Origin of the sequence: Streptomyces sp. NPDC008313 (genome assembly GCF_042956125.1) — a bacterium.
In the GTDB taxonomy this organism is placed as follows: domain Bacteria; phylum Actinomycetota; class Actinomycetes; order Streptomycetales; family Streptomycetaceae; genus Streptomyces.
On sequence record NZ_JBIBFR010000011.1, the window covers coordinates 257,561 to 279,898 of the forward strand.

The window sequence follows — 22,338 nt, forward strand, 5'->3', positions numbered from 1 at the left end:
GTTGCGATGACACTGCCCGAGACGACGCCCGCCACGGCCCCCGCCCGCCCGGCGGAGGGCTGGGAGGTGGGCCGGAGATTCCTGCTGCGCGCCGCGGGCCTGCCGGTGGAGACCGTCCGGGGACTGCGCTGTCCGCGCGCCCTGGCCTGGGCCGACGAGGTCCTGGAGCACGAGGCCCGGCTCGTGGACGAGGGTGCCGCGCTGAGCGATCTGCTCCACGGCCTCGTCGAGGCCGCCGACGCCGCGGGTGCCGACGCCCGCCGCGCCCTCCTGGCACTGCGCCGTCAGGTCTTCAACAACCGGCTCCCCGCCGACCCGGAGGCGGCGCGGCAGCTCGTCACCGCCCTGGACGCGTCGGCGGGAGCCCGGGTGGAGGGCTGGCTGAAGGAACGCGACCGGTACGGCGATCTCCTGGCCGAAGGCCCGGAGCTGCTCGCGGCGGAGCTCCGGGAGACGCGTGGCGCGCTCAAGGCGGCGCTCACGGACGACCGCCTGCGGTACGGGCTGCTGCTCGCCTCCCCGACGCTGGACTCCCGCCTCGACGCCTACCTCGCGGACACGTCGGCCGAGCCCGGCAAGCGGATGCGGAAGGTCGAACGGTCCGCTCTCACGTACCTCTTCCGGACGGCGTGCAAGACCAGCCCGTTCAGCACGCTGACGCCAGTGGCCTCCGGCGTCTTCGACGCGCGCGGACAGCGGGAGATACGCCTGGGGGAGGACTGGTCGGGACACGTCCGGCTGACGGTCGTGGCCCTCTCCCGGATCGCCGAGCTGATTCTCGCGGACCCCGTGCGGCGGCAGGACCTGCCGGTCGTGCTCTCCCCCGGCTGGGGGCGCGACGAGGACCGGATCCGGTACGTCCGCCAGTGGGTGACCGCCGGCGACGACGGCGCGGCCGTCACCTTCGACGCCGTCCGCGACCGCCTGTTCTACCTGCGCGGCAGCGGCACGCTGGACCGGCTGCTGGCCTTCGTCGGTGAGCGGGAGGGGCTGCGCCACCGGGATCTGGCCGGGTGGCTGCGCCGGGAGCACGGGGCCGGCGCGGCGGACTGCGAGCGGTACGCGACGGCGCTGCTCCAGCTCGGCATGGTGCAGGTCCCGTCCCTGCGGACCGATGTGCACAGCCCGGATCCGCTGCGGTCCTTCCAGACGGCGCTGCGCGGACTGGGCGTGCCGTGGGCGGACTCGGTCGCGGACGGCCTGGACGCGCCCGCCGCCTGTCTCGCCGCCTACCCGGAGGCGGGGCTCGCCGAGCGGCGGGACCTGCTGCGCTCGCTGCGGGAGAGGCTTCTCGACGTGCAGCGGGCGCTGGGCGCGGTGGACCCGGTGCTGCCGCGGACGCTGCTGTACGAGGACGTCAGCGCGGGCGACGCGGTGACGGCCGGCCCCGGGCTGCTCGGCGGCCGGACCGGACGTGCGCTGCGCAGGGTCGAGGGAATCCTGCCGCTGTTCGACCTGACGCTGCCCCACCGGATCGTGCTGCACGGCTTCTTCCTCGCCCGCTACGGGCGGGGCGGGCGCTGCGACGACCTGCTGGGTCTCGTGCACGACTTCCACGAGGACCTGTTCGACCAGTACCTCTCGTTCACCGCCACCCGCTCCCCCTTCGACGCGGACGGAGCGTACGTCCCGGAGGAGAACTGGCTAGGGCAGCCGGCCATGCGCCGCCTGGACGAGGCCCGGCGGCGGTTCACGGCCGGGATGCGGGCCGCGTGGGAACGGGACGCCGGGGAGGAGGAGCTGCGGCTGCCGGACGAGCTGCTGTCCGGCGTCGCGGCCGAACTCGTCCCGCCGGCACAGGACTTCGTTCCGCAGAGCCATCACCTCCAGATCGACCTGCGCGAGGGCCGGCACCGGGTGGTGCTCAACCGTTCCTACGGCGGGCTCGCCTTCCCGTTCAGCCGCTTCACCCACGCCTACGACGGCGGCCCCGACGGGGCGGGCGAACCGGGACTCTCCGAGCGGCTGCGGGAGGAGCTGCGGGAGCGGCAACCGGAGGGCGCGGTCTTCGCCGAGCTGACCGGCGGGCCGGTGACCAGCAACCTCAACCTGCACGGCCGGCTGACGGATCACCAGATCGTGTGTCCCGGCGAGACCTCCACCGTTCCCGAGGAGGCGCGGCTCGACCTGGACGACCTCTACCTGGTGCACGAGGAGGACACGGACCGGCTGACGCTCCGTTCGAAGCGGCTCGGCCGCCGGGTGATCCCCGTCTACCTCGGCTATCTGGTGCCGGTGGCCCTGCCGGAGATTCCGCGCACCCTGCTGCTCCTGTCGCCCAGCACCATGGCCCCGGCCGACGTGTGGGGCGGGGTGCCGACGGGCCCAGCGGCCGACGGGGTGACGCGCAGGCCGCGGGTCGTCCACGGCGACGTCGTCCTGGCCCGCCGGGCGTGGACCGCCGAGACGCCGGTGCTGCCGGTGCGCCGGCCGGGCGCCGACGAGGCGGGCTGGTGGCTGGCCTGGCGGCGCTGGCAGCGGACCCACGGGCTGCCGGACCGGGTGTTCGCGACGCCGCAGCGGGACGGGCGGCGGGTGCCCGGCGCCAAGCCGCTGTACGTCGACTTCGCGAGCCCGCTGTCGCTGACCGCCTTCGACTCCCTGCTCGACCGCGATCCCGGCTCCCGTGTGGTGCTGCGCGAGATGCTCCCGGACGAGGACGGGCTCCAGCTCGTCCGCGGCCAGGGCCGGCACGTGTCCGAACTGGCCGTGGAGACCTTCACCTCCGCTTCCCGCTCCCCCTTCCGCCGTACGTCTGCCGAGGGCGGCCCGACATGCCGGAACTGACCGACCCGCTGACCTCCCGGCCGGGACCGTGGCTGGCACTGCACGTCTTCTACGCGGCCAGCCCCCGCCCGCTCCTGGTGGACTGTGTCCGTCCGCTGGTCGCGCGCCTCTCCGAGGAGGGGCTGCTCGACGGGTACTTCTTCATCAACTACTGGCTGGAGGGGCCGCACGTCCGACTGCGGCTGCGCCCGTCGAGCGTGGCCGCCGCGACGGAGGTGAGACACCGGGCACAGGAGGCGCTCGACGCCTTCCTGAAGGCCCGTCCGGCGCTGTACGAGGTGGACTCCGGCTTCCTGAAGGACTTCTACGACGCGCTCTTCGACATCGAGTTCCCCGGTGAGGACCGCGGCCGGTACGTGGGGGAGGACGGCCGGATGCGGCTGCGGCCCAACAACTCCGTCCGCGAGGAGCCGTACGCCCCCGAGTACGCCAAGTACGGCGGCCCGGCCGGGGTGGAGCTGGCCGAGTGGCACTTCCGGCACTCCAGCGATCTCGTCATGGACGCCTTCCGCACCATGAACCTGCATCTGCGGACGGTGCTGCTCGGCACCTCGGCGCAGCTGATGATGGTGATGGCGGGCTGCTTCCTGCCGGAGGACGACCGGCTTGCCGCGTACCTCGACGGCTACTACCAGTTCTGGCACCGGGCGTTCCCGGACACCGGCTTCATCGGTTCGCAGGAGTACGAGCGCGGCTACGCGGAACTCGCCCCGTCGCTCGGGCGCCGGTTCGCGGCGGTCCGCGCGGCGGTCCGGGCGGGGGAGCTGGGACGTCTGCCGTCCTTCCTGCGGGGCTGGGCCGAGCACTGTCTGGAGCTGAGGTCGCGGGTGGAGGAGGCGACCGCCCGGGGCGCGCTCGTCTTCCCCGTGTGGGACGGTCCGGCACGGGAGGACACCGGGCAGCAGCGGACGGAGCCGGTGGACGCGGCGCCGCTGGAGCCGCTGACGAACGTGCCGGCGGTGCTGCCCCGGCTGCTCTCGCCCTACATGCACATGACCAACAACCGGCTCCAGGTCACGATCCGGGACGAGGCGTACCTGTCGTACGTGCTGGGGCGGGTGCTGCGTGACGGCGTTCCGGGCACGGCGGCGGGGGTGGCGAGGTGACGGCGGCGTCCGCGGCCCTGCGCGCCCACCGGCCCGCGCTGCGGCCCGGGGTCCGGTTCAGTCCGGCGCTGCTGCGCGGGCCCCGCACCGTCCACCTGATCCGGCACCCGGTGAGCGGGGCCGCGTTCGAGGTCGGCGAGAAGGAGTACTTCCTGATCGTGCGGCTCGACGGGACACGGAACCTCGACGATCTGGCGCCCGTGTACGCGGAGCGCTTCGGCCGGCGGCTCGGCGAGGAGCACTGGGCGCGGCTGCTCGGCCTGCTCGGCACACGGAGTCTCCTCGCCGGCGCGCCCGACCCGGTCGTGACCGCGCCGAGGACGCCGCCCAACTCGCCGTGGCGGGGCACCCGGCCGATGGTGAAGGACGCCGACGCCACCACCGCCCGGCTCCACGGCCTGCTGCGGCCCCTGCTGCGTCCGCTCGTCCAACTGCCGCTCCTCGCCGCCGAACTCGCGCTGCTCGGGCTGCTCGCCGGGCAGGCCGGCACCCTGGCCGGCGCTGCGGGGGAGCTGACCGCGCAGCCGGCCGCGTTCGCCGGGATCGCCCTCTTCCTGTGGTTCAGCATCACGGTGCACGAACTGGCCCACGGGGTCGCCGCCCAGCACTACGGAGGGCACGTCACCGAGATCGGGCTGAGATGGCGGCTGCCGGCCGCCCTGCTCTACTGCACGGTCGACGACTACCTCTTCCTGCCGGGCCGCAGGGCGAAGCTCGTGATCGCCGGAGCGGGAGCCCACCTCAACCTGATGCTGCTGCTGCCCTTCGGCGTCTGGTGGCCGCTGCTGCCCGACGGCGCCGCCGAACGCCCTTTCGTGGCGGGAACGCTGCTGCTCGGCACGATCCAGGGGCTGGGCAATCTGATGCCGCTGCCGCCCCTCGACGGCTACCGGATGCTGGGTCACGCCCTCGGCGTCGCCCAACTCGCCCCCGAGACCCGCGCCTACCTGGCGCTGCGCCGGAGCGGCGGGGCGCCGGCGGTCGCCGAGTACCCGCCACGGGCACGGCGGATCTACACGGCGTACGCGGCAGGGGCGGCACTCCTCATGGCGTTCGCCGTGACGGCCACCCCCGCCCTGTTGTTCCTGCTGCTGCGGTGACCCCGCCGTACCCCCCGTGTCCCCGCTTCCAACGAAGGGCCAGCCGCCACATGAACGAGCTACAGGCCACGTCATCCGAGTCCGCCACGGGCAGTCCGCCGACCGCCGCCGTCCGTGTGGACGGGGTCTCCAAGCGGTACGGGGACCGGCTCGCCGTCGACGACGTCTCTCTGGAGATCCACCGGGGCGAGTTCTTCGGCCTGCTCGGGCCCAACGGCGCCGGCAAGTCGACCCTGGTGGAGATCATGGAGGGGCTGCGCCGGGCCGACAGGGGCGCCGTCGCCCTCTTCGGCCGCCCGCCCTGGCCCCGCGACACGACGCTGCTCCCCCGGATCGGGGTGCAGACCCAGTCCTCCGCCTTCTTCGTCCGGCAGACCGCGCACGAGCACCTGCGCACGGTCGCCGCGCTCTACGGAGCGCCGCGGGCGGCGGTCGACTCCACGCTGGAGGCGGTGGGGCTCACCGAGCAGCGGAAGGTACGGGTGGAGAACCTGTCCGGCGGTCAGCGGCAGCGGCTCGCCATCGCCTCCGCCCTGGTCCACGAACCCGAGCTGATCTTCCTGGACGAGCCGACGGCCGCGCTCGACCCACAGGCCCGGCGAGCGCTGTGGGGGGTGCTGCGCGGCCTGAAGGCGGCGGGCCGCACGATCGTCTACACCACCCACCACCTCGACGAGGCCGAGGAGTTGTGCGACCGCATCGCGATCCTGGTGAACGGCGGGCTCGCCGTGACGGACTCCCCGCACAACCTGGTGGGTGCCTCGCGCGCACCGAGCCGGCTGCTGCTGCCGCTGGGACGGCTCGACGAAGGGGCCGCCGCCCGGCTCGACGGCGTGGAGCGGGTGAGCGTCCAGGGAGGCTCGCTCGTTCTGGAGACCCACACGCCCGGGCAGGTCCTCACCGCCGTCGACCGGCTCGTCGGCCTGAACGGGGTGCAGACGCGCACCCCGAGCCTGGAGGACGTCTACCTCGACCTCACCACCCGGCCGGCCGGCGCCTTCGACACCGAAGGCGCCGTGCGGACCGCCGAGACCACGGAGCCGTGACCATGAGCGCCTACGCCGCACTGACCGGGGCGGGTTACCGCGCCCAGATCCGCGACAAGACCACCCTGTTCTTCACCTTCGCCTTCCCGCTGATCTTCCTCGTCGTCTTCGGCCTGATCTTCAAGGGGCAGGAGGTGGAGGAGAGCGGTCTCTCCTACCTCTCGTACACGGCTGCCGGCGTGCTGTCGTGGGGCGTGGCGAACGCCGCCGTCTTCGGGATCGCCTTCACCCTCATGCAGTGGCGGTCGGACGACATCCTGCGGCTGATCCGGATGTCCCCGGCGCCGCTGTCGGCCGTGATCGGCTCGCGGTACGTCATCGCCCTGGTGGTCGGCGCCGTGCAGTCGCTGCTCTTCGTCGGGGTGGCGATGCTGCCGGTGTTCGGGCTGCGGCCCGCCTCCGGCTGGCCGCTGCTCGTCCCGGTGCTCGCGCTCGGGGTGACGACCTTCCTGCTGCTCGGCGTGATCATCGGCTCGTTCGCGGACACCCCGGAGTCGGTGGCGGCGGTCGCCAACTTCCTGATGCTGCCGATGGCGTTCCTGTCGGGCTCCTTCTTCCCGCTCGACTCGATGCCGGGGTGGCTGCGGAAGGTGTCTCTGGTGATGCCGCTGCGCTACCTCAACGACGCCGTCTCGCACGCGCTGGCCGGACGCGGTGACTCCTCCGACGTGCTGGTGGGGTGCGCGGGCCTGGCCGTGTTCGCGGCGGTCCTCGGCGCGGTCGCGGTGAGGACCTTCCGCTGGACGAGGTCCGCGTGAGCACCCCGGTGGCCCAGCGGCCGGTGGAGGCGCCGATGGACCGGGCCCGGGCGGAGCTGCGGGCCGCGCTCGGCGGGCGGCTCGGCGCGGACGTGACGGTGGTGCCGGTCGGGGTCACCGACGCCGGCGCGCCCCGGGGCGGCCCCGGAGCCCCCGACCCGTGGGAGGCCGAACGGGCCGGGGCCCGGGTCCACCTCACGGCTTCCGCCGTCCTGGTCGGCCCGTGGGGCGGTGACGGCACCGCTCCCGCCTGCGGGCGCTGTCTGGCGCTGCGCTGGCAGCGGCTGCGCGGCCGCAGCGAGCGGGACGCGCTGGAGACCGGTGGCCCCGAGTGCCCGCGCCCGGCGGGTGTCTGGCCGCTGCTCACCCCGCACACCTACGACGCGGTGGCGGCGGTCTGCGCCGCGGTGCTGGCCGGACCGGGCGCCGAGCCGCCGGCCGCCGGGGACGCGGACCGGGCCCTGCCGCAGGTGACCCGGGTCGATCTGGCGACGCTGACGGTGCGGACGTATCCGCTGCTCGCGGACCCGCTCTGCCCCGACTGCGGACCGGCGCCGGAGCCGGCCGGGCCGCGCGCGGTGGAGCTGGTGGAGCGCCGCAAGCCGCGCCCCGACGCGTACCGGCTGCGGCCGGCCGGCTCGTACCCGATCCCCCAGGAGGCGCTGGCCAACCCGGTGTGCGGGGTGCTGGGCGGCGGGACGTGGCTGAGCGTCACCTCGCCGACGACGGCACCGGTCGCGGGCAGTGTCTTCGTGCGCGGCTACGCGGGGCTCAACGACGTGACGTGGAGCGGGCAGGAGAACGCCTTCGCGACCAGCCGCACGCTGGCGTTCCTGGAGGGTCTGGAGCGGTACGCGGGCACCCACCGGCGGGCTCCGCACGCTCCGGTCCTCGGTTCGTGGAACGAGGTGCGGGAGCGGGCGGTCGACCCGGCGGAGTGCGGCTTCTACGACGACCGCACCTACCGGGAGGACCCGCTCGTCGCCCCGTTCGACCCGGACCGCGAGATCCCGTGGGAGTGGGGCTGGTCGCTGCGCGACGGCCGGCCGGTCCTGGTGCCCTCCCGGCTCGTCTACTACAGCGCGGGCCTCCAGGCGGACAACTTCGTCTTCGAGTGCTCCAACGGCTGCGCCATCGGCGGCGGCCTGGAGGAGGCGGTGCTCGGCGGACTCCTCGAACTCGTCGAGCGCGACGCCTTCCTGAACGCCTGGTACTCGGCGGCCCGGCTGCCGGCGATCGACCTGACGACGGTGGGCGGGCGGGCCGTGGGGGCGATGGCGGAGCGCGCCGCGCTCCAGGGCTACGACGTGCACGTCCTGGACCACCGGATCGACCTGCCGGTGCCGGTGGCGACGGCGGTCGCGGTGCGCCGCGACGGCGGCCCGGGGCTGCTGTCGTTCGCCGCGGCGGCCTCCCTCGACCCGCGCGCGGCCGTGGAAGGGGCGCTGTCGGAAGTCCTCACCTACATCCCTCACCTGGCCCGGCAGACGGAGGAGCGGCGGGCCGAACTGGAGTCGATGGCGGACGACTTCGACCGGGTACGGCACCTGAAGGACCATGCGCAGCTGTACGGGCTGCCGCAAATGGCCACGCACGCACGGGCCTTCCTGGAGCCGAGCGCGGTCCGCTCCTTCGGGGAGACCTATGAGGAGTGGGAGCGGTCGCAGCGGCCGAGGACGCTCGACCTGCGGGACGATCTGCGCGCGGTGACGGACGCGCTCGCCGGTGCGGGCCACGATGTGATCGTGGTGGACCAGACGACGCCCGAGCAGGAGCGGATGGGGCTGCGCACGGTCAGCACGCTGGTGCCGGGGCTGTTGCCGATCGACTTCGGCTGGAACCGGCAGCGGGCGCCGCTGATGCCCCGGCTCCGGACCGCGCTGCGGCGCGGCGGGCACCGCACGGCCGACCTCACGGACGCGGAGATCCACCGGGTGCCGCACCCGTTCCCGTAGCGCCCGGTCCGCGCCGGGTGTGCCGAGACCTCTCGCCGGGGCCGTGCCGGGCTCGCGGGGTCCGGCCCGGTCCGGACGGAAAGCCCTGGCGCGCCCGGTCTCCGCAGGACCACGGAGAACGGGCGCGCCGAAGGACCTGACGAGGAGTCAGGCGGAACAGGACGTCGTGCTGGTGGTGGAGCTGCACGTCGAGGTGGAGCTGCAGCTGGTGGAGCCGGCCAGCACGACCTCGCTGGCGTCCGAGTAGTCGGAGATCTCAAAGGTCTCGGCCTCGAGCTCGAGGATCTCGTCGGCGAGGGTGCTCAGGTCCTTGTTCATGCTGCCTCCTCAGGTTCCGCGGCCCCGGACGGGGCCGACGGGCATGGGTCCATTCCAGCGCCCCCCGCTCACCGTTCGGCCCGCCGTCCGCTGACAGGTCGCTGGCGCGCGGCGCCAGCGGCACGCACGTCCCCGCCGGACGTGCCCTCACCGGAAAGAAGGAGAGCCCGTGTCCGTGTCACCCACCGCCCTCCACCCGGCTCTCGCCCTCGCGCGGGCCGGGGAGGCGGACCGCTCCGCCCTGACGCTCTATCTGGACGTCCACTCCGCGCCGGAGCTGTCCGGCGCGGAGGAGCGCACGGCCCGTCGGTTCGGCGACCGGCTGGCGGCGCTCGGCCTGGAGGTGACCCGGGGCGTCGGCGGCCACGGCGTGGTCGGAGTGCTGCGCAACGGCCCGGGGCCCTGCGTCTATCTGCGGGCGGAGCTGGACGCGCTGCCGGTGACGGAGGAGACCGGGCTCGCGTACGCGAGCGGGAACGGCGCCATGCACGCCTGCGGGCACGACCTGCACCTGGCCGCGGCGGCCGGGACGGCCGCGCTGCTGGCCCGGACCACGGCGGACTGGCACGGGACCCTCGTGGTGGTCGGCCAGCCGCAGGAGGAGACGCTGACCGGGGCACGGGCGATGCTGACGGCGGGACTGTACGAGCGCTTCGGCGTCCCCGGCGTCGTGCTCGCCCAGCACGCGGCGCCGCTGCCGGCCGGGATGGTGGCGCACGGTACGCCCCGGGGCCCGGTGACCGCGGCGAGCGCCGCTCTGGAGGTGACGGTGCACGGACGGGGCGGGCACGCGGGGACCCCTCAGCTCACCGTCGACCCGGTGGTGACGGCGGCGGCGATCGTGCTGCGGCTCCAGGCGGTGGTGTCGCGGGAGACAGCGCCGGGGGAGCACGTGACGCTGACGGTGGGCACGCTGCGGGCGGGCACGGCGGTGAACGTCGTGCCCGCCACGGCGTCCCTGGGCATCGGCGTGCGAGCGCTCTCCGAACCGTCGCTGGAGCGGGCGCTGGCGGCGGTGGAGCGGATCGTGCGGGCGGAGTGCGCGGCCTCCGCGTGTCCGCGCGACCCGGACATCGCCGCGGTGACCCGCACGCCGGCCCTGTGGGTGACGCCGGGGGTGACGGAGGCGGTCCGCGCCGCCCACACGGCCCTGTTCGGGCCGGAGCGGGTGACGGACTGGCCCACGTCGACGGCGTCGGAGGACTTCGCGCTGTACGGCGGCGCGGGCGGCGGCCTGCACGGTGCGGGGGACGTGCCACTGGTGTACTGGATGACAGGGGTCGCCGGCCGCCGTCAGTGGGCCGCCACCGGGGGGCGGGTCCCCCCGAACCACTCGCCGCTGTTCGCCCCCGACATCCGTTCGGCCCTGCCCCCGGCGATCTCGGCGCTGACGGCGGCGGCCCTGGACCGGCTGGCGGGCAAGGGCCAGGGGGCGTAGCCGAGAGGGCGGCAGGACCGTACGGCCGTTCAGGCGGCGGCCGCCCGGCGGGTCCCCCAGCCGATCAGTGCCGCGACGGCGGCGAGCGCGGCGACGCTCGTGAGGGCCGCCGACAGCGAGAACCAGTCCGCCATGAAGCCGATGGCGGGCGGCCCGAGGAGCATGCCCCCGTAGCCGAGCGTGGACGCGGCGGCGACCCCCGACGGGCCGGCGAGAGCCCCGGCGCGGTCCACGGCGACGGGGAAGTTGTTGGCGAGGCCGAGGCCCGTGACGGCGAAACCGATCAGGGTGGCCCACACCGAGGAGGCGAGCGCGCCGAGCATCATGCCGGCCGCTGCGGTGGTACCGCCGATGACCACGGTCCGGGTGTGTCCCAGCCGCTCCAGCAGCGTCGTCCCGGTGAGCCGGCCGATCGTCATGGCGAGCGCGAAGCACGCGTAACCGGCCGCCGCCACGCCCGGACGGGCGTCGAGGTCCTGCTCCAGGTGCAGCGCGCCCCAGTCCGCGAGTGCTCCCTCGCCGTACGCCGTGCACAGGGCGATCAGGCCGAACACCACGACCAGTGCGCGGGTGCGGCCGTGCGGACGGCCGTCGGGGCGCCCGGGGGAGGGCCGGGAGGAGGGCCGGGGGGAGCCCGTCCCCGCTTCCGCGCCGTCGCCCGTGCCGAAAACCGCAGCCGGAGCCGGAGCCGGAGCCGGAATCGGGGCGGGAGCGGGCCGGGGTGGTTCGTGGCGCAGGAGTTCACGGCCCGCCGCGGCGGTGACGAGCAGGCCGATCAGGGTCAGGACGAGCAGATGGCGGACCGGGGAGAGGTGCGCGGCGACCAGGCCGCCGAGACCGGCGCCGATCATGCCGCCGAGGCTGAACGCCGCGTGGAAACTCGGCATCACCGGTCGGCGCAGCGCGGCCACCAGATCGACGGCGGCGCTGTTCATGGCGACGTTGACACCGCCGTACGCGGCGCCGAAGAACAGCAGGACGCCGCCCAGCGCGAGTGCCGAGTGGGTGAGCGGGGGCAGTGCGACGCTGAGCGCCAGCAGGACCGCCGAGACGACGGTGACCGGGTGGCTCCCGAAGCGGTGGCAGAGCCGGCCGGTCAGCGTCATCGTGATCACCGCGCCCGCGGAGACCCCGAGAAGGGCGAGCCCCAGTTCGCCGGCCGAGGCGCCGGTCTGCTCCTTGACGGCGGGGATGCGGACCACCCACCCGGCGAAGACGAAGCCGTCGAGGGCGAAGAACGCCGTGAGCGCGAGGCGGAGCCGGACGAGTCCGTCACCTGGCACGACGCTGTGCGAGGTTAGTTTGTTCAATAGCGGCACAAACGCAGGGTAGACGGCTGCCCGGGCGCCGACAAGGGAGTAGCCGGACAGAAGTCAGGAGCGTCACACCGTCACGACGCTGACGCCCGCTTCCTCGAACCGCCGCACCGTGGCGGAGTCCACCGCCGTGTCCGTGACCAGCGTGTCCACGTCACCGGCCGCGCAGATCCGGGCGAACGCGCGCCGGCCGAGCTTGCTCGAGTCGGCGGCGACGGTCACCCGCCCCGCGCGCTGGCACAGCAGCCTGTTGATCGCGGCCTCCGCCTCGTCGTGGGCTGCCGCGCCGTGCACCGGGTCGAAGGCGACCACACCGAGAACGGCCATGTCGACGGTGATCTGCCCGAGCACGCCGTCCGCGAGGGGCCCGACGAGCTCGTACGACTGGGGGCGGGCCACGCCGCCGGTCAGCACGATCTTGAACTGCGGGCGTACGACGAGTTCGTTGGCGATGTTGAGCGCGTTGGTCACCACGGTCAGCGCGGGCGTGCCGTCCGTGAGATCACCCCGCACGGCCAGGGCGCGGGCCACCTCGGTCGTGGTGGTGCCGCCGGTGAGCCCGACGGCCTCGCCCGGCGCGACGAGAGCGGCCACCGCCTTCGCGATGCGCTGCTTCTCCGAGGCGTGGCGGGCGGTCTTGTAGCGCAGGGGGAGCTCGTAGGAGACGCCGTGCACCACGGCGCCGCCACGGGTGCGCACCAGCATCTGCTGCTCCGCGAGCTGGTCGAGGTCCCGGCGGATCGTCGCGGCCGAGACCTCCAGCTCGGACGCGGCCTGCTCGACGTCCAGCCGGCCGCGCTCGACGAGCAGTTCCAGCAGCGCCTTCCAGCGGTCGTCGCGTGACATGGCGCTCTCCGTTCCCGGATCTCTCCGTCCCTTGATCCCTTGATCCCTCGCGACCCTAGCGCACCAGGAAGTCGTCACTGTGCTTGATTGTGCTCGAAAGTGCGCTATATCTTGCACAAACAAGCACGAGACCGTGAGTGCGGCCGTGTGCCGGTCAGGGAGGGGCAGGGATGACCCACGTCGAGGACGAACTGAGGAGCCAGCCCGAGTGCTGGATCCGCGCCGCCGGGCAGGCGGGCGCCCACCGGGCCGCGCTGCCCGCCCCCGGGGAGCGGGTCGCGATCGTGGGCTGCGGCACCTCCTACTTCATGGCGCAGTCCGCCGCCGCGCTGCGCGAGGGGGCCGGGCAGGGCGAGACGGACGCCTTCGCCGCGTCGGAGTTCCCCTACGGCCGCGCGTACGACCGCGTCGTGGCCCTCACCCGCTCCGGGACCACCACCGAGGTGCTCGAACTCCTCGGACGCCTGCGCGGGCGTACCCGCAGTGTCGCCGTCACCGCCGATCCGCACACGCCGGTGATGCGGTCCGCCGACGACGTGATCGTCCTCGACCACGCGGACGAACGGTCCGTGGTGCAGACCCGCTTCGCGACCACCGCGCTCACCCTGCTCCGCGCCCATCTCGGCCTGCACACCGACGCCGTCGTCGCCGACGGCCGGACCGCGCTCGCCGACCCGCTGCCCGAAGGACTCGTCGACTGCGCCCAGTTCACCTTCCTCGGCCGCGGCTGGACCGTCGGACTGGCCAACGAGGCCGGGCTGAAGATGCGGGAGGCCTCGCTCTCCTGGACCGAGGCCTACCCCGCGATGGAGTACCGGCACGGACCGATCAGCGTCAGCACCCGTGGCACCGCGACCTGGATGCTCGGCGAGGCGCCCGAGGGGCTCGCCGAACAGGTGCGGGAGACCGGAGCGGCCTGGGTGGCCGGCGGCCTCGACCCGCTCGCCGAACTCGTCCGCGCACAGCGCCTCGCGGTCGCGGTCGCCGCGGCCCGGGGCCTCGACCCCGACCGGCCCCGTCATCTGACCCGTTCCGTGGTGCTCGGCCCCGCTGGCCACTGAGAAGGAGGCGTTGTGCCCCTCGCAGCGACAGGTGAGCTGATCGGCGCCGCGGCCGGGACCCGCGGCGCGGTCGCCGCCTTCAACATCATCACGCTGGAGCACGTCGAAGCCGTCATCGCGGGCGCCGAGTCGGTGGACGCCCCCGTCGTCCTCCAGATCAGCGAGAACGCGGTGCGGTTCCGCTACGGACGGCTGCTCCCGCTGGCCCGCGCGGCGGCCGCGGCGGCCGAACGCGCGACGGTCCCCGTCGCCCTGCACCTCGACCACGTGCAGAGCGACGACCTGCTGCGCCAGGCGCCGGGCGCCGGGTTCAGCTCCGTGATGTACGACGCGGCGCGGCTGCCGTACGAGGAGAATCTGGCCGCGACCCGGGCGGCCGCCGACTGGGCGCACGGCCAGGGGCTCTGGATCGAGGCCGAGCTGGGGCAGATCGGCGGCAAGGACGGGGCGCCGCCGCTCGACGCGCACGCGCCGGGTGCCCGCACCGATCCGGCGCAGGCGCGCGCCTTCGTGGCCGACGCGGGCGTGGACGGTCTCGCCGTCGCGATCGGCAGCGCCCACGCCATGACCACCCGGACCGCCACCCTCGACCACGGTCTGCTCAAGCGGCTCGCCGCGGCGCTGGACGTGCCGCTCGTGCTGCACGGCTCGTCCGGGGTCCCGGATCCGCAACTGCGCGCGGCCGTCGCGGGCGGCATCTCCAAGGTCAACATCGGGACGGCCCTGAACATCGCGATGACCGGGGCCGTTCGGGAGTTCCTCGCGAGTCGCCCCGAGGCGGTCGACTCCCGTACGTACCTCGGTGTGGGGCGGGAGGCGATGGCGAGGACGGTGGCGCGGCTGATCCGGGTGCTGCGGGGCGACTGAGCGGCCCGGCGAGGCCCGGGGCCGTGCGGCGCACGCGCGCCGCCGTGGCGTCCGGTGCACCGTGCCTCTCGCCCGGGTCGCGCCGGAACCGGGCGGGGGTCAGGCCGTGCGCCGGGCGTGGGCCTCGATCAGGGCGAAGGTGGCCTCCGGCCGCTCGATGTGGGGCAGATGCCCCGCCCGTGGCACGACCTCGAACCGCGCGTCACCGAACGCCGCGGCGTACGCGGCCCCGTAGGCCGGGGTGACGATGCGGTCGCTCTCGCCCCACACCAGCAGCGTGGGCAGCCGGATGTCCCGCAGGCGCGGCAGCAGTTCCGGGTCGTGCATGTACGGGTCGCCGGCGAAGTGCCTCAGGGTCGCCATGTTGCCCTGCCGTACGGCGAGACGGTCCGCCGGGATGTCCGCGGGGTCGACGAAGAACCGGTCGGAGTCGTGGTACGAGTACTCGGCCACGCCGCGGGCGTCGAGCGCGAAGAAATCGCGGATCGGCTCGCCGTCGACGCGCACCCCGACGGCGTTGACCAGGACCAGGCCGGTGACGGCTCCGGTGCCGTCCCGCAGTGCCATCTCGGCGGCGATCCAGCCGCCCATGGACGAGCCGACGACCAGCACGTCGCGCAGTCCCCGGTCCTGGAGGAGGCGGAGGTAGTACTCGGCGAGATCCCCGACGCTGTCGATCCGCTCGGGCCGGGGGGTGCCGTCCCAGCCGGGGTGGGTGGGTACGAGGGTGTGCGCGCTGCGCGCGAGGTGGCCGGCCAGTCCGCCGACGGTGGCGGGACCCCCGCCGCCGTGCAGGACCAGCACGGGTCGTCCGGTGCCTGCCTCGGACAGGGCGGAGTCGGGTCCGGGATGCGGGGCCGGGGTGGGGTGAGTGGTCGTCAAGGGATGTGCTCCTCAAGAGGGTGGGCCGGGGCCGAGGCGGCCCGGGGCGGGAGGGCGCCCGGGAGCGCCGTGTGCCGCCGACAGTAACTAAAGATATTTATATAAGCAAGCTTAGTCATGAGGTAGTCTGAGGCCATGCCCGCTGAACCGCAGATCCTCGGAAGAGCCGTCAAACAGGCCCAGTACCGTCAGCACCGGGCCCTGGACAGCAGGCTCGGTACCGTCGGCACGACCCTGGCCCAGTGGGACGCGCTGCGCGCGATCGGCCGCGCGCCCGGGGCCACGGCGCGGTCGCTGGCGGCGGCCACCTTCCAGAGCGAGCAGGCCTTCGGCACGCTGGCCGGACGGCTGGCCGCCCAGGGTCTGGTCGAGCGCCGACCGGGACACGGCCGGCGGATCGAGCACCACCTCACGCCGTCCGGCGAGGCCACCCTGTCGGCGGGGCACCGGATCGCCGACGAGGTCCTGGCGGACTGCTTCTCCGCCCTGTCCGACGGCGAACGGTCGACCCTGCTCGCCCTGCTCCAGCGGCTCACCGACGAGCCTGCCCCCTAGGGTTTTTCGTCCGGATCAGGTCACTTCTTCACGGACTTGAGGATCACGAACTTGGCGTCGCTCGCGACGACTTCGCTGTTCCCGAACAGCCGGCGCAGCTTCAGGTGGTAGCCGAGGTGCCGGTTGCCGATCACCCACAGCTCGCCGCCCGGCCGCAGCGCACGGCGCGCTCCGGTGAACATCCGCCAGGCCGTCGCGTCCGTCGTCGCCTGGTGCGAATGGAACGGCGGGTTGTTCAGCACGAGGTCGACACTCCCGGCCGGGACGTCCGTGGCCCCGTCGCCGACCAGGAACTCGGCGGTGCCCCGGCAGTTGGCCCGGTACGTCTCCCGCGCCGAGGCCACCGCCTGGTACGACTCGTCCACGAACAGCACCTCGGCCTCCGGGGCCGCCAGTGCCACCGCCGTTCCGACCACGCCGTTGCCGCAGCCCAGGTCCAGGACGCGCGCCGCGCCGTCCACCCGGGGAAGGTGCCGCAGGAAGAGACGTGTGCCGATGTCCAGCCGGTCGGCGCAGAACACCCCCGCGTGGTTGGTGACGGTCCGCCCGGACACCGGCCCGACGTCGTCGGGAAGCGCGTAGGTGTACGGCCACGGGCCGGCGCTCCGGGGGAGCGCCGGGTCGGGCGTGCAGAAGATCAGCCGGGCCTTCTTCTCGGCGAGCGAGGTGCGGGTCGGGCCGAGGATCCGCTCGAACAGGCTGAGCGTGGAGGTGTGGATCTCCTTGACCATTCCGGTGCCCACGACGACCGTCCCGGCGTGCACGGCGGGTGCCAGCCGGTGCAGCTGGTCCTCCAGCAGGGCGAGGCTCCTGGGGACCCGGACCAGCAGGACGTCGATCCGGTCGGGAGGAGTGTCCCGGGTGGTCAGCAGACGCACGGAGCCGGGCTCGGCACCGCTGCGCGCCAGATTCGCGCGGGTCGCCTCCCGCGTCAGGAACGAGTCCGTGATCTGCGTCGGGCCGTGCGCCGCGAGCGCCGTGACCAGCGCGCCCCACCGGTCCCCGACGACCACCACCGACCCGGTCAGCGGTGTGCCGCTTTCGGCGAGGTGCCGCAGCAGATAGGTGTCGGCCGCGTCCCAGGCGCGGAGCCGGTCGCGGGGGTCCTCGGGGAAGCGGGCCGGCGTGTACTCGCCCCACGGTGTGGTCATACGGTCGTTCATCGTGCGCCCAGGCTATCCGAGCCACGCACCCTCCCCGCTTCCGGCGGCCCCGCGACGCGACCCCGGGGCGTGCGCCCGGGCTCGCCCCGTGCCCCACGATGGAGTCATGGGCGCGGACGCGGAACTCTTCCCCCTCCCTCGCGGCAGGGCAGACCTCGCCCCCGGGGCCGTGCACCTGCCGGACTGGCTGGACACGGCCGGCCAGCGGCGGCTGCTCGCGGCGTGCCGGGAGTGGGCCCGGCCGCCCGCCGGGCTGCGGACGGTGCGCACCCCGGGCGGCGGCACGATGACCGCGCGGCAGGTCTGCCTGGGCCGGCACTGGTACCCGTACGGCTACGCCCGCACCGCCGTCGACGGCGACGGTGCCCCGGTGAAGCCGTTCCCGGCGTGGCTGGACGAGCTGGCACGCCGGGCCGTCGCGGACACCCTCGGGCCCGGCGCCACCCCCTCCGACGCGTACGACATCGCCCTGATCAACTTCTACGGCGCCGACGCCCGCATGGGGATGCACCGCGACAGCGACGAGCGGTCCGACGCACCCGTGGTCTCGCTGAGCCTCGGCGACACGTGCGTCTTCCGCTTCGGCAACACGCAGACGCGGACCCGCCCGTACACGGACGTGGAGCTGCGCAGCCGGGACCTGTTCGTCTTCGGCGGCCCTTCCCGGCTCGCCCACCACGGGGTGCCGCGGGTGCACCCGGACACGGCACCGCCGGAGTTGGGCCTGAGAGGCCGGCTCAACATCACGCTGCGGGTCAGCGGCCTGTAGCCGACCCGGACCGGCCATCGGATCCGCGGATCATGGGAGACTCGGCCTCATGAACGGCAAGGCGGCCCCCCGATCGGCGGGGGAAGGGACCACCCGGACGCGGCTGGACCGGGGGCGCGGCGCGCTCGGGCCGGCGCTGGAGCTCGTGCACACCGGACGTGCGCCGACGCGTGCCGTCCTCACCGCCGAACTGGGGGTCACCCGCGCGACGGCGGGCGCGGTCGCGGCGGAACTGGAGGCGCTGGGCCTGATCAACGTCGACGCCCGGCCCGGCGCGGCGGCCGGTTCGCAGGGGCGCCCCTCGCACCGTCTGGAGGTCGCCGAGAACGGCCCGGTGGCGCTGGCCGCCCAGGTCCACGCCGACGGCTACCGCGCCGCACTGGTGGGGCTCGGCGGCCGGATCGTCGCGACGACCCCCGGCTGCGAGATCGTCGACGCCGACCCGGCGAAGGTCCTCGGGTCCGTCGTCGACGCCGGTGCCGAACTGCTCCGTGAGACGGGCCGCCGCTGCGTGGGAGCCGGACTCGCCGTGCCGTCGGCCGTCGCGGAACCGGACGGCCTCGCCCTGAACCCGCTGCACCTCGCCTGGCCCGCCGGCGCTCCCGTCCGGCAGATCTTCGCGGAACGCGTCCGCGCCGCCGGTGTCGAGGGCCCCGCCTTCGCCGCCAACGACGTCAACCTCGCCGCCCTCGCCGAGCACCGGCACGGCGCCGGCCGCGGCGCCCGGGACCTGCTGTGCGTGGCCACCGGCCACCGGGGCGTCGGCGGGGCGCTCGTGCTCGACGGGCGGCTGCACACGGGGAGTTCGGGGCTCGCCCTGGAGGTCGGGCACCTCACCGTCCATCCCGAGGGCCGCCCCTGCCACTGCGGCAGCCGGGGCTGCCTCGACGTCGAGACGGACCCGCTGGCGCTGCTCACCGCGGCGGGCCGGGACCCGGGTCCCGAGGGCTCGCTGCTCCGGCAGGCCAACGACCTGATCAACGGCCGGTACGACGAGCCCGCCGTGCGCACCGCCACGGAGGCGCTGATCGACCGGCTGGGCCTGGGCCTGGCCGGACTGGTCAACATCCTGAACCCCGACCGGATCATCCTCGGAGGGCTGCACCGCACGCTGCTGGACGCCGACCCCGGCCGGCTGCGCGCCGTCGTCGCCGACCGGAGCCTGTGGGGACAGAGCGGCGGGGTGCCCATCCTCGCCTGCACCCTGGACCACAACAGCCTCGTCGGCGCCGCCGAGCTGGCGTGGCAGCCGGTGCTCGACGACCCGCTGGCGGGCCTGGCCCCGGCCTGACCTCCGCCGGCGGCCCGAGCGGGCCGCTCGCCCGCCGGCCGGCACTCGGCCGCGCCGCGTCGGCCGTCCGCGGGCGGGCCGTCACGCCCACTCGGCCGCGAAGGCCCTCGCCGGGTTCTCGGTGAGCATCCGGTGCACGAGGTCCGCTCCGACGGCGAGTTCGAGCCGTCTTCGCACCCCGCGCAGGAGGTGGGGCATGCCGCCGGGGCCGCCGTCGGCCGAGCGCGCCGACGCGGTGGTGGTGTCGCCGCCGAGCAGCAGCCGGTGGCCGAAGCCGGCGTCGGCGAGGGCGCCCACCGCGTCGGGCATGCGCCAGTCCGTGGCGTGGTTCGCGCGCGAGGGACCGTCGAACGCGAGATACGCGCCCGCCTCGGCCACCTGACGGTGGACCACGGGATCGGGGAAGCGGTTGAGACGCCCGACGACCACCCGGCCCGGATCCACGCCGGACTCGCCGCACAGCAGGTCGAGCACGTCGAGCGCGGCCGTCCCCCTTCCAGGTGCACGGCAATCGGTGCCCCCGTGGCGTGGTGGGCCTCCGCCGCCGTCATCGTCCAGCGGGCGTGCGCGTCCAGGGCGTGGAAACCGCCGGCCACCTTGATCAGCCCGGCCCGTACGCCGGACGTGCCGATGCCGTCGGGGAGTTCACGGACGAACAAACCGGCCGGCCCGCCGCGCAGCCCGGTGAGCGTCTGTGGCGCGTAGTGCGCCGCTCGGTGCAGCCCGGTCGCCGCGACGACCGTGACGCCGGTGTCCCGGGCGAGCAGCGGCAGGTCGGCGGCGCGCCGGCCCATCCCGTACGGCGTCCACTGCACGACGGTGCCGCCGCCCGCCGCGCGGAACGCCGCCAGTTCGGCACGCGCGGCCGACGCCTCGCACAACTCCTGACCGGGCGGCAGCGGGCTGCTCAGGAAGAGGTGGCCGTGCGCGTCGCACAACCCCAGGTCCCCGGGGAGCACGTCCCCGAGGACCGTACGGACCCTCCTCACCACTGCCGGCCCCGCGGCAGCCGGTCGCGCTCGGGCGTCGAGAGGTGCAGCACCTGGAACACGTCGCCGGGCGCCTCGGCCGGCTCCCGGGCCCACAGTGAGAAGTGCACGACCTCCCAGTGCCGCGGGTCGATCGCGGCGGCGGCGCAGACCGCGCCGTCCAGCGAGGCGAGCCGCTCCGCCTCGCGCACCGCCTCCGCGGCCGCCTCGGACAGCTCGGCGCCGTCCGGGACGGGCTGCCGCCGCCGCACGGCGAACCGGGCGGGATCACCGGCCGCGAGGCCCGGCTCGTACGCGGCGCCCGCCCAGTGCCGCACGGCGGGCCGCCCGAAGTCGCGCACGATCCCCTGGAAGGCGCCGCCCCACAGGAAGGCGTTCATGCCCTCCGGGGAGTTCCACAGGTAGAACGGCGCGTACTGGTTGACCGGCGAACCGTGCACCCCGCGTTCACGCACCAGATAGGCCTTGGCCCCGAGCCCGTCCCAGTCGTCGAGCAGATGGCCGCGGTCGGCCACCCGCCGCCGGACGATGTCCATGTCGTAGTCGGCGGGCAGGGTGATCTCGTACTGCATGGCGTGCATCGGGTGTGCCTCCTGGAACGTTCACCGGGTGCCGGACAGCAGGGAGAGCAGCCCGCGGACGCCCGCGTCGAACGCGGTGGGCGAGCCGGACGCGCGGGCCAGCACGTAGCCGCCCTGGACGGTCGCGACGATCGTCGCCGCGATCTCCTCGCCGTCCAGCGACGGGGCGAACTGCCCCTGTTCCTGGCCCTCTTCGACGAGACCGGCGAGCCGCTCGCGCAGCCAGTCGATCGTCTCGTCCACGGGCGCCCGCAGCTCCTCGCTGGCCATCACGTCCGGGTCCATGGTGAGGCGTCCGACGGGGCAGCCGCGCAGCACGTCGCGCTCGCGGCGCAGATACCCCTCGACGCGCTCGTACGGGGTGCCCGGACCGCTCAGCACGGCGTCGGCGGCGGCGCGCAGCTCCCGGGCGGTGCGCCGGATCGCGGCCAGGGCGAGATCCGGCTTCCCCTTGAAGTGGTGGTACATGCTGCCCTGTCCGGCGCCCGCGTGCTGCTGGATCGCCCTGGGGCTGGTGCCCACGTAACCGCGCTCCCACAACAGCTCGCGGGTGGACTCGATCAGTCGGTCCGGGGTGCTCATGGGAGCACTGTACATACCAGTAGGTACAGAGTCGAGGTCACCGCGGGACGGTCGCGCGTTCCCCTCCGGTGTGGCCCTCGCCGGGAGCAGCCGGACGACCGTGGCCTACTCCCGCGGGGGTATCCCCGGTGCCGCCGGCCGCACGACGACCCGGACCCCCTTTCCGGGCGAGTCTCGAAGCATCACGAAAGCCGTGACCGACGGACGAGGAACAGGGAGATGACCGACATGCTGGAGACACTGGCGAACTGGGACGGAGGGGGCCCCGGCCCCTGGGTCCTTCTCTTCCCGCTGGTCTGGGCGGCCGTCGTGATCGGCGTCGTCACCGTCCTGCGGCGCACCGTCTGGCGCGGGCGCCGAGGACCCCGGCGCGCCGTGGAGGACCCCCGCCCCACGGGTGACGCGCCGCTCGCCGTGCTCGGCCGCCGCTTCGCGTCCGGCGAGATCGACGAGGACGAGTACTGGCGCCGGCTGTCCGTCCTGGACGAGCAGTTCGGGCGCGCGGGCAAGGGAGGCGCCGTGTGAGCACGACGGCCACCGGGGTTACGACGGCGGCCGCGGTCACGCCGGGCTTGGCGGCAGGCGGCAGGCGGCAGGTGGCAGGCAGCGGGCCCGGTGGCCCGGGGGGTCGGGACCGTGGCGGGCCCGAGGCGGGAGCGCCTGCGGGGCCGCGCCCGGCCCGGGGGGGGGGGGGGCCCGGGGGGGGGGGGGGGGGGCCCGCCGGGGGGGGGGGGGGGGGGGGGGGGGGGGGAACCCCCCGGCGGCGCGCGCCACGGGGCCGGGGTGGGGGGGCGGGGGGGGGGTGTGGGGTCTACACGGGGGGGGGGGGGCGCGGGGGGGGGGGGGGGCGGGGGGGGCCGGGGGGGGTAGGGCGCCCGGGAGCGCCGTGTGCCGCCGACAGTAACTAAAGATATTTATATAAGCAAGC

General features: G+C 74.8%; 20 protein-coding genes and 1 pseudogene. 13 read left to right on the forward strand and 8 right to left on the reverse strand.

Annotation, left to right across the window (positions count from 1 at the left end):
* The first annotated feature begins 6 nt into the window (after positions 1-6).
* Genes ACFY93_RS17415 through ACFY93_RS17440 form a run of 6 tightly spaced genes read left to right on the forward strand, consistent with a single transcriptional unit; the run spans position 7 to position 8,752 of the window.
* A complete protein-coding gene (locus ACFY93_RS17415) occupies positions 7-2,787 on the forward strand; it encodes a lantibiotic dehydratase (RefSeq protein ID WP_391359290.1) in 2,781 nt (926 codons plus the stop codon).
* A complete protein-coding gene (locus ACFY93_RS17420) occupies positions 2,775-3,893 on the forward strand; it encodes a lantibiotic dehydratase C-terminal domain-containing protein (RefSeq protein ID WP_391359294.1) in 1,119 nt (372 codons plus the stop codon). Before ACFY93_RS17415 ends, ACFY93_RS17420 begins: the two co-directional genes overlap by 13 nt.
* On the forward strand, positions 3,890-4,993 hold the full coding sequence (locus ACFY93_RS17425) for a metalloprotease (protein ID WP_391359297.1): 1,104 nt from the start codon (positions 3,890-3,892) through the stop codon (positions 4,991-4,993). The genes ACFY93_RS17420 and ACFY93_RS17425 overlap by 4 nt, the downstream gene beginning before the upstream one ends.
* Positions 4,994-5,043: 50 nt before the next feature.
* Positions 5,044-6,039 carry an ATP-binding cassette domain-containing protein gene (locus ACFY93_RS17430; protein ID WP_391359299.1) on the forward strand — a complete coding sequence of 332 codons (996 nt, stop codon included), beginning with the start codon at positions 5,044-5,046 and terminating at the stop codon, positions 6,037-6,039.
* Positions 6,040-6,041: 2 nt separating this feature from the next.
* Positions 6,042-6,797, forward strand: a complete 756-nt coding sequence (locus tag ACFY93_RS17435) for an ABC transporter permease (protein WP_391359302.1) — start codon at positions 6,042-6,044, stop codon at positions 6,795-6,797.
* A 35-nt stretch (positions 6,798-6,832) separates the two neighbouring features.
* Positions 6,833-8,752 carry a TOMM precursor leader peptide-binding protein gene (locus ACFY93_RS17440; RefSeq protein WP_391359376.1) on the forward strand — a complete coding sequence of 640 codons (1,920 nt, stop codon included), beginning with the start codon at positions 6,833-6,835 and terminating at the stop codon, positions 8,750-8,752.
* Between the two features lie 147 nt (positions 8,753-8,899).
* Here ACFY93_RS17440 and ACFY93_RS17445 read toward each other — a convergent pair whose 3' ends face one another.
* Positions 8,900-9,070 (reverse strand): thiazolylpeptide-type bacteriocin, encoded by a 171-nt coding sequence (locus tag ACFY93_RS17445; RefSeq protein ID WP_024494121.1) that lies wholly within the window; start codon positions 9,068-9,070, stop codon positions 8,900-8,902.
* Positions 9,071-9,245: 175 nt separating this feature from the next.
* Here ACFY93_RS17445 and ACFY93_RS17450 point away from each other — a divergent pair, with 175 nt between their 5' ends.
* A complete protein-coding gene (locus ACFY93_RS17450) occupies positions 9,246-10,508 on the forward strand; it encodes an amidohydrolase (RefSeq protein WP_391359379.1) in 1,263 nt (420 codons plus the stop codon).
* Positions 10,509-10,537: 29 nt separating this feature from the next.
* Here the strand turns inward: ACFY93_RS17450 and ACFY93_RS17455 are convergent, their stop codons facing one another.
* Together ACFY93_RS17455 and ACFY93_RS17460 are read right to left on the reverse strand one after the other, a co-directional pair.
* Positions 10,538-11,791: an MFS transporter gene (locus ACFY93_RS17455; RefSeq protein WP_391359306.1), complete on the reverse strand. Its 1,254-nt coding sequence runs from the start codon at positions 11,789-11,791 to the stop codon at positions 10,538-10,540.
* Between the two features lie 99 nt (positions 11,792-11,890).
* Complete coding sequence (locus tag ACFY93_RS17460; protein ID WP_391359309.1) at positions 11,891-12,670, reverse strand: DeoR family transcriptional regulator; 780 nt, start codon at positions 12,668-12,670, stop codon at positions 11,891-11,893.
* A 170-nt stretch (positions 12,671-12,840) separates the two neighbouring features.
* On the opposite strand from ACFY93_RS17460, the gene ACFY93_RS17465 reads away from it, so the two are divergent.
* Both ACFY93_RS17465 and ACFY93_RS17470 read left to right on the forward strand, forming a co-directional pair.
* Entirely contained in the window at positions 12,841-13,731 is an 891-nt protein-coding gene (locus tag ACFY93_RS17465; protein ID WP_391359312.1) for an SIS domain-containing protein, read from the forward strand.
* Between the two features lie 12 nt (positions 13,732-13,743).
* Positions 13,744-14,598, forward strand: coding sequence for a ketose-bisphosphate aldolase (locus ACFY93_RS17470; RefSeq protein ID WP_391359314.1), 855 nt, complete (start codon positions 13,744-13,746; stop codon positions 14,596-14,598).
* A 99-nt stretch (positions 14,599-14,697) separates the two neighbouring features.
* Here the strand turns inward: ACFY93_RS17470 and ACFY93_RS17475 are convergent, their stop codons facing one another.
* Positions 14,698-15,480, reverse strand: a complete 783-nt coding sequence (locus ACFY93_RS17475) for an alpha/beta fold hydrolase (RefSeq protein WP_391359316.1) — start codon at positions 15,478-15,480, stop codon at positions 14,698-14,700.
* Positions 15,481-15,615: 135 nt separating this feature from the next.
* Here ACFY93_RS17475 and ACFY93_RS17480 point away from each other — a divergent pair, with 135 nt between their 5' ends.
* Positions 15,616-16,035 carry a MarR family transcriptional regulator gene (locus ACFY93_RS17480; protein WP_391359319.1) on the forward strand — a complete coding sequence of 140 codons (420 nt, stop codon included), beginning with the start codon at positions 15,616-15,618 and terminating at the stop codon, positions 16,033-16,035.
* 20 nt (positions 16,036-16,055) lie between these two features.
* Here ACFY93_RS17480 and ACFY93_RS17485 read toward each other — a convergent pair whose 3' ends face one another.
* Positions 16,056-17,198 (reverse strand): methyltransferase, encoded by a 1,143-nt coding sequence (locus tag ACFY93_RS17485; protein ID WP_391359321.1) that lies wholly within the window; start codon positions 17,196-17,198, stop codon positions 16,056-16,058.
* A gap of 106 nt (positions 17,199-17,304) precedes the next feature.
* Between ACFY93_RS17485 and ACFY93_RS17490 the strand changes: the two genes are divergently transcribed.
* A complete protein-coding gene (locus ACFY93_RS17490; RefSeq protein ID WP_391359323.1) occupies positions 17,305-17,967 on the forward strand; it encodes an alpha-ketoglutarate-dependent dioxygenase AlkB in 663 nt (220 codons plus the stop codon).
* Positions 17,968-18,016: 49 nt separating this feature from the next.
* Positions 18,017-19,258 (forward strand): ROK family protein, encoded by a 1,242-nt coding sequence (locus ACFY93_RS17495; protein ID WP_391359326.1) that lies wholly within the window; start codon positions 18,017-18,019, stop codon positions 19,256-19,258.
* Positions 19,259-19,339: 81 nt separating this feature from the next.
* Here ACFY93_RS17495 and ACFY93_RS17500 read toward each other — a convergent pair.
* From ACFY93_RS17500 to ACFY93_RS17510, 3 genes and pseudogenes are all read right to left on the reverse strand, one after another.
* Positions 19,340-20,247, reverse strand: a pseudogene (locus ACFY93_RS17500) (phosphotriesterase).
* Positions 20,244-20,828 carry a DUF4865 family protein gene (locus ACFY93_RS17505; protein WP_391359328.1) on the reverse strand — a complete coding sequence of 195 codons (585 nt, stop codon included), beginning with the start codon at positions 20,826-20,828 and terminating at the stop codon, positions 20,244-20,246. Before ACFY93_RS17505 ends, ACFY93_RS17500 begins: the two are co-directional and overlap by 4 nt.
* Positions 20,829-20,849: 21 nt before the next feature.
* Positions 20,850-21,425: a TetR family transcriptional regulator C-terminal domain-containing protein gene (locus ACFY93_RS17510; RefSeq protein WP_391359330.1), complete on the reverse strand. Its 576-nt coding sequence runs from the start codon at positions 21,423-21,425 to the stop codon at positions 20,850-20,852.
* 216 nt (positions 21,426-21,641) lie between these two features.
* Here ACFY93_RS17510 and ACFY93_RS17515 point away from each other — a divergent pair, with 216 nt between their 5' ends.
* Positions 21,642-21,935, forward strand: a complete 294-nt coding sequence (locus ACFY93_RS17515; protein ID WP_391359382.1) for an SHOCT domain-containing protein — start codon at positions 21,642-21,644, stop codon at positions 21,933-21,935.
* Positions 21,936-22,338 lie beyond the last annotated feature (403 nt).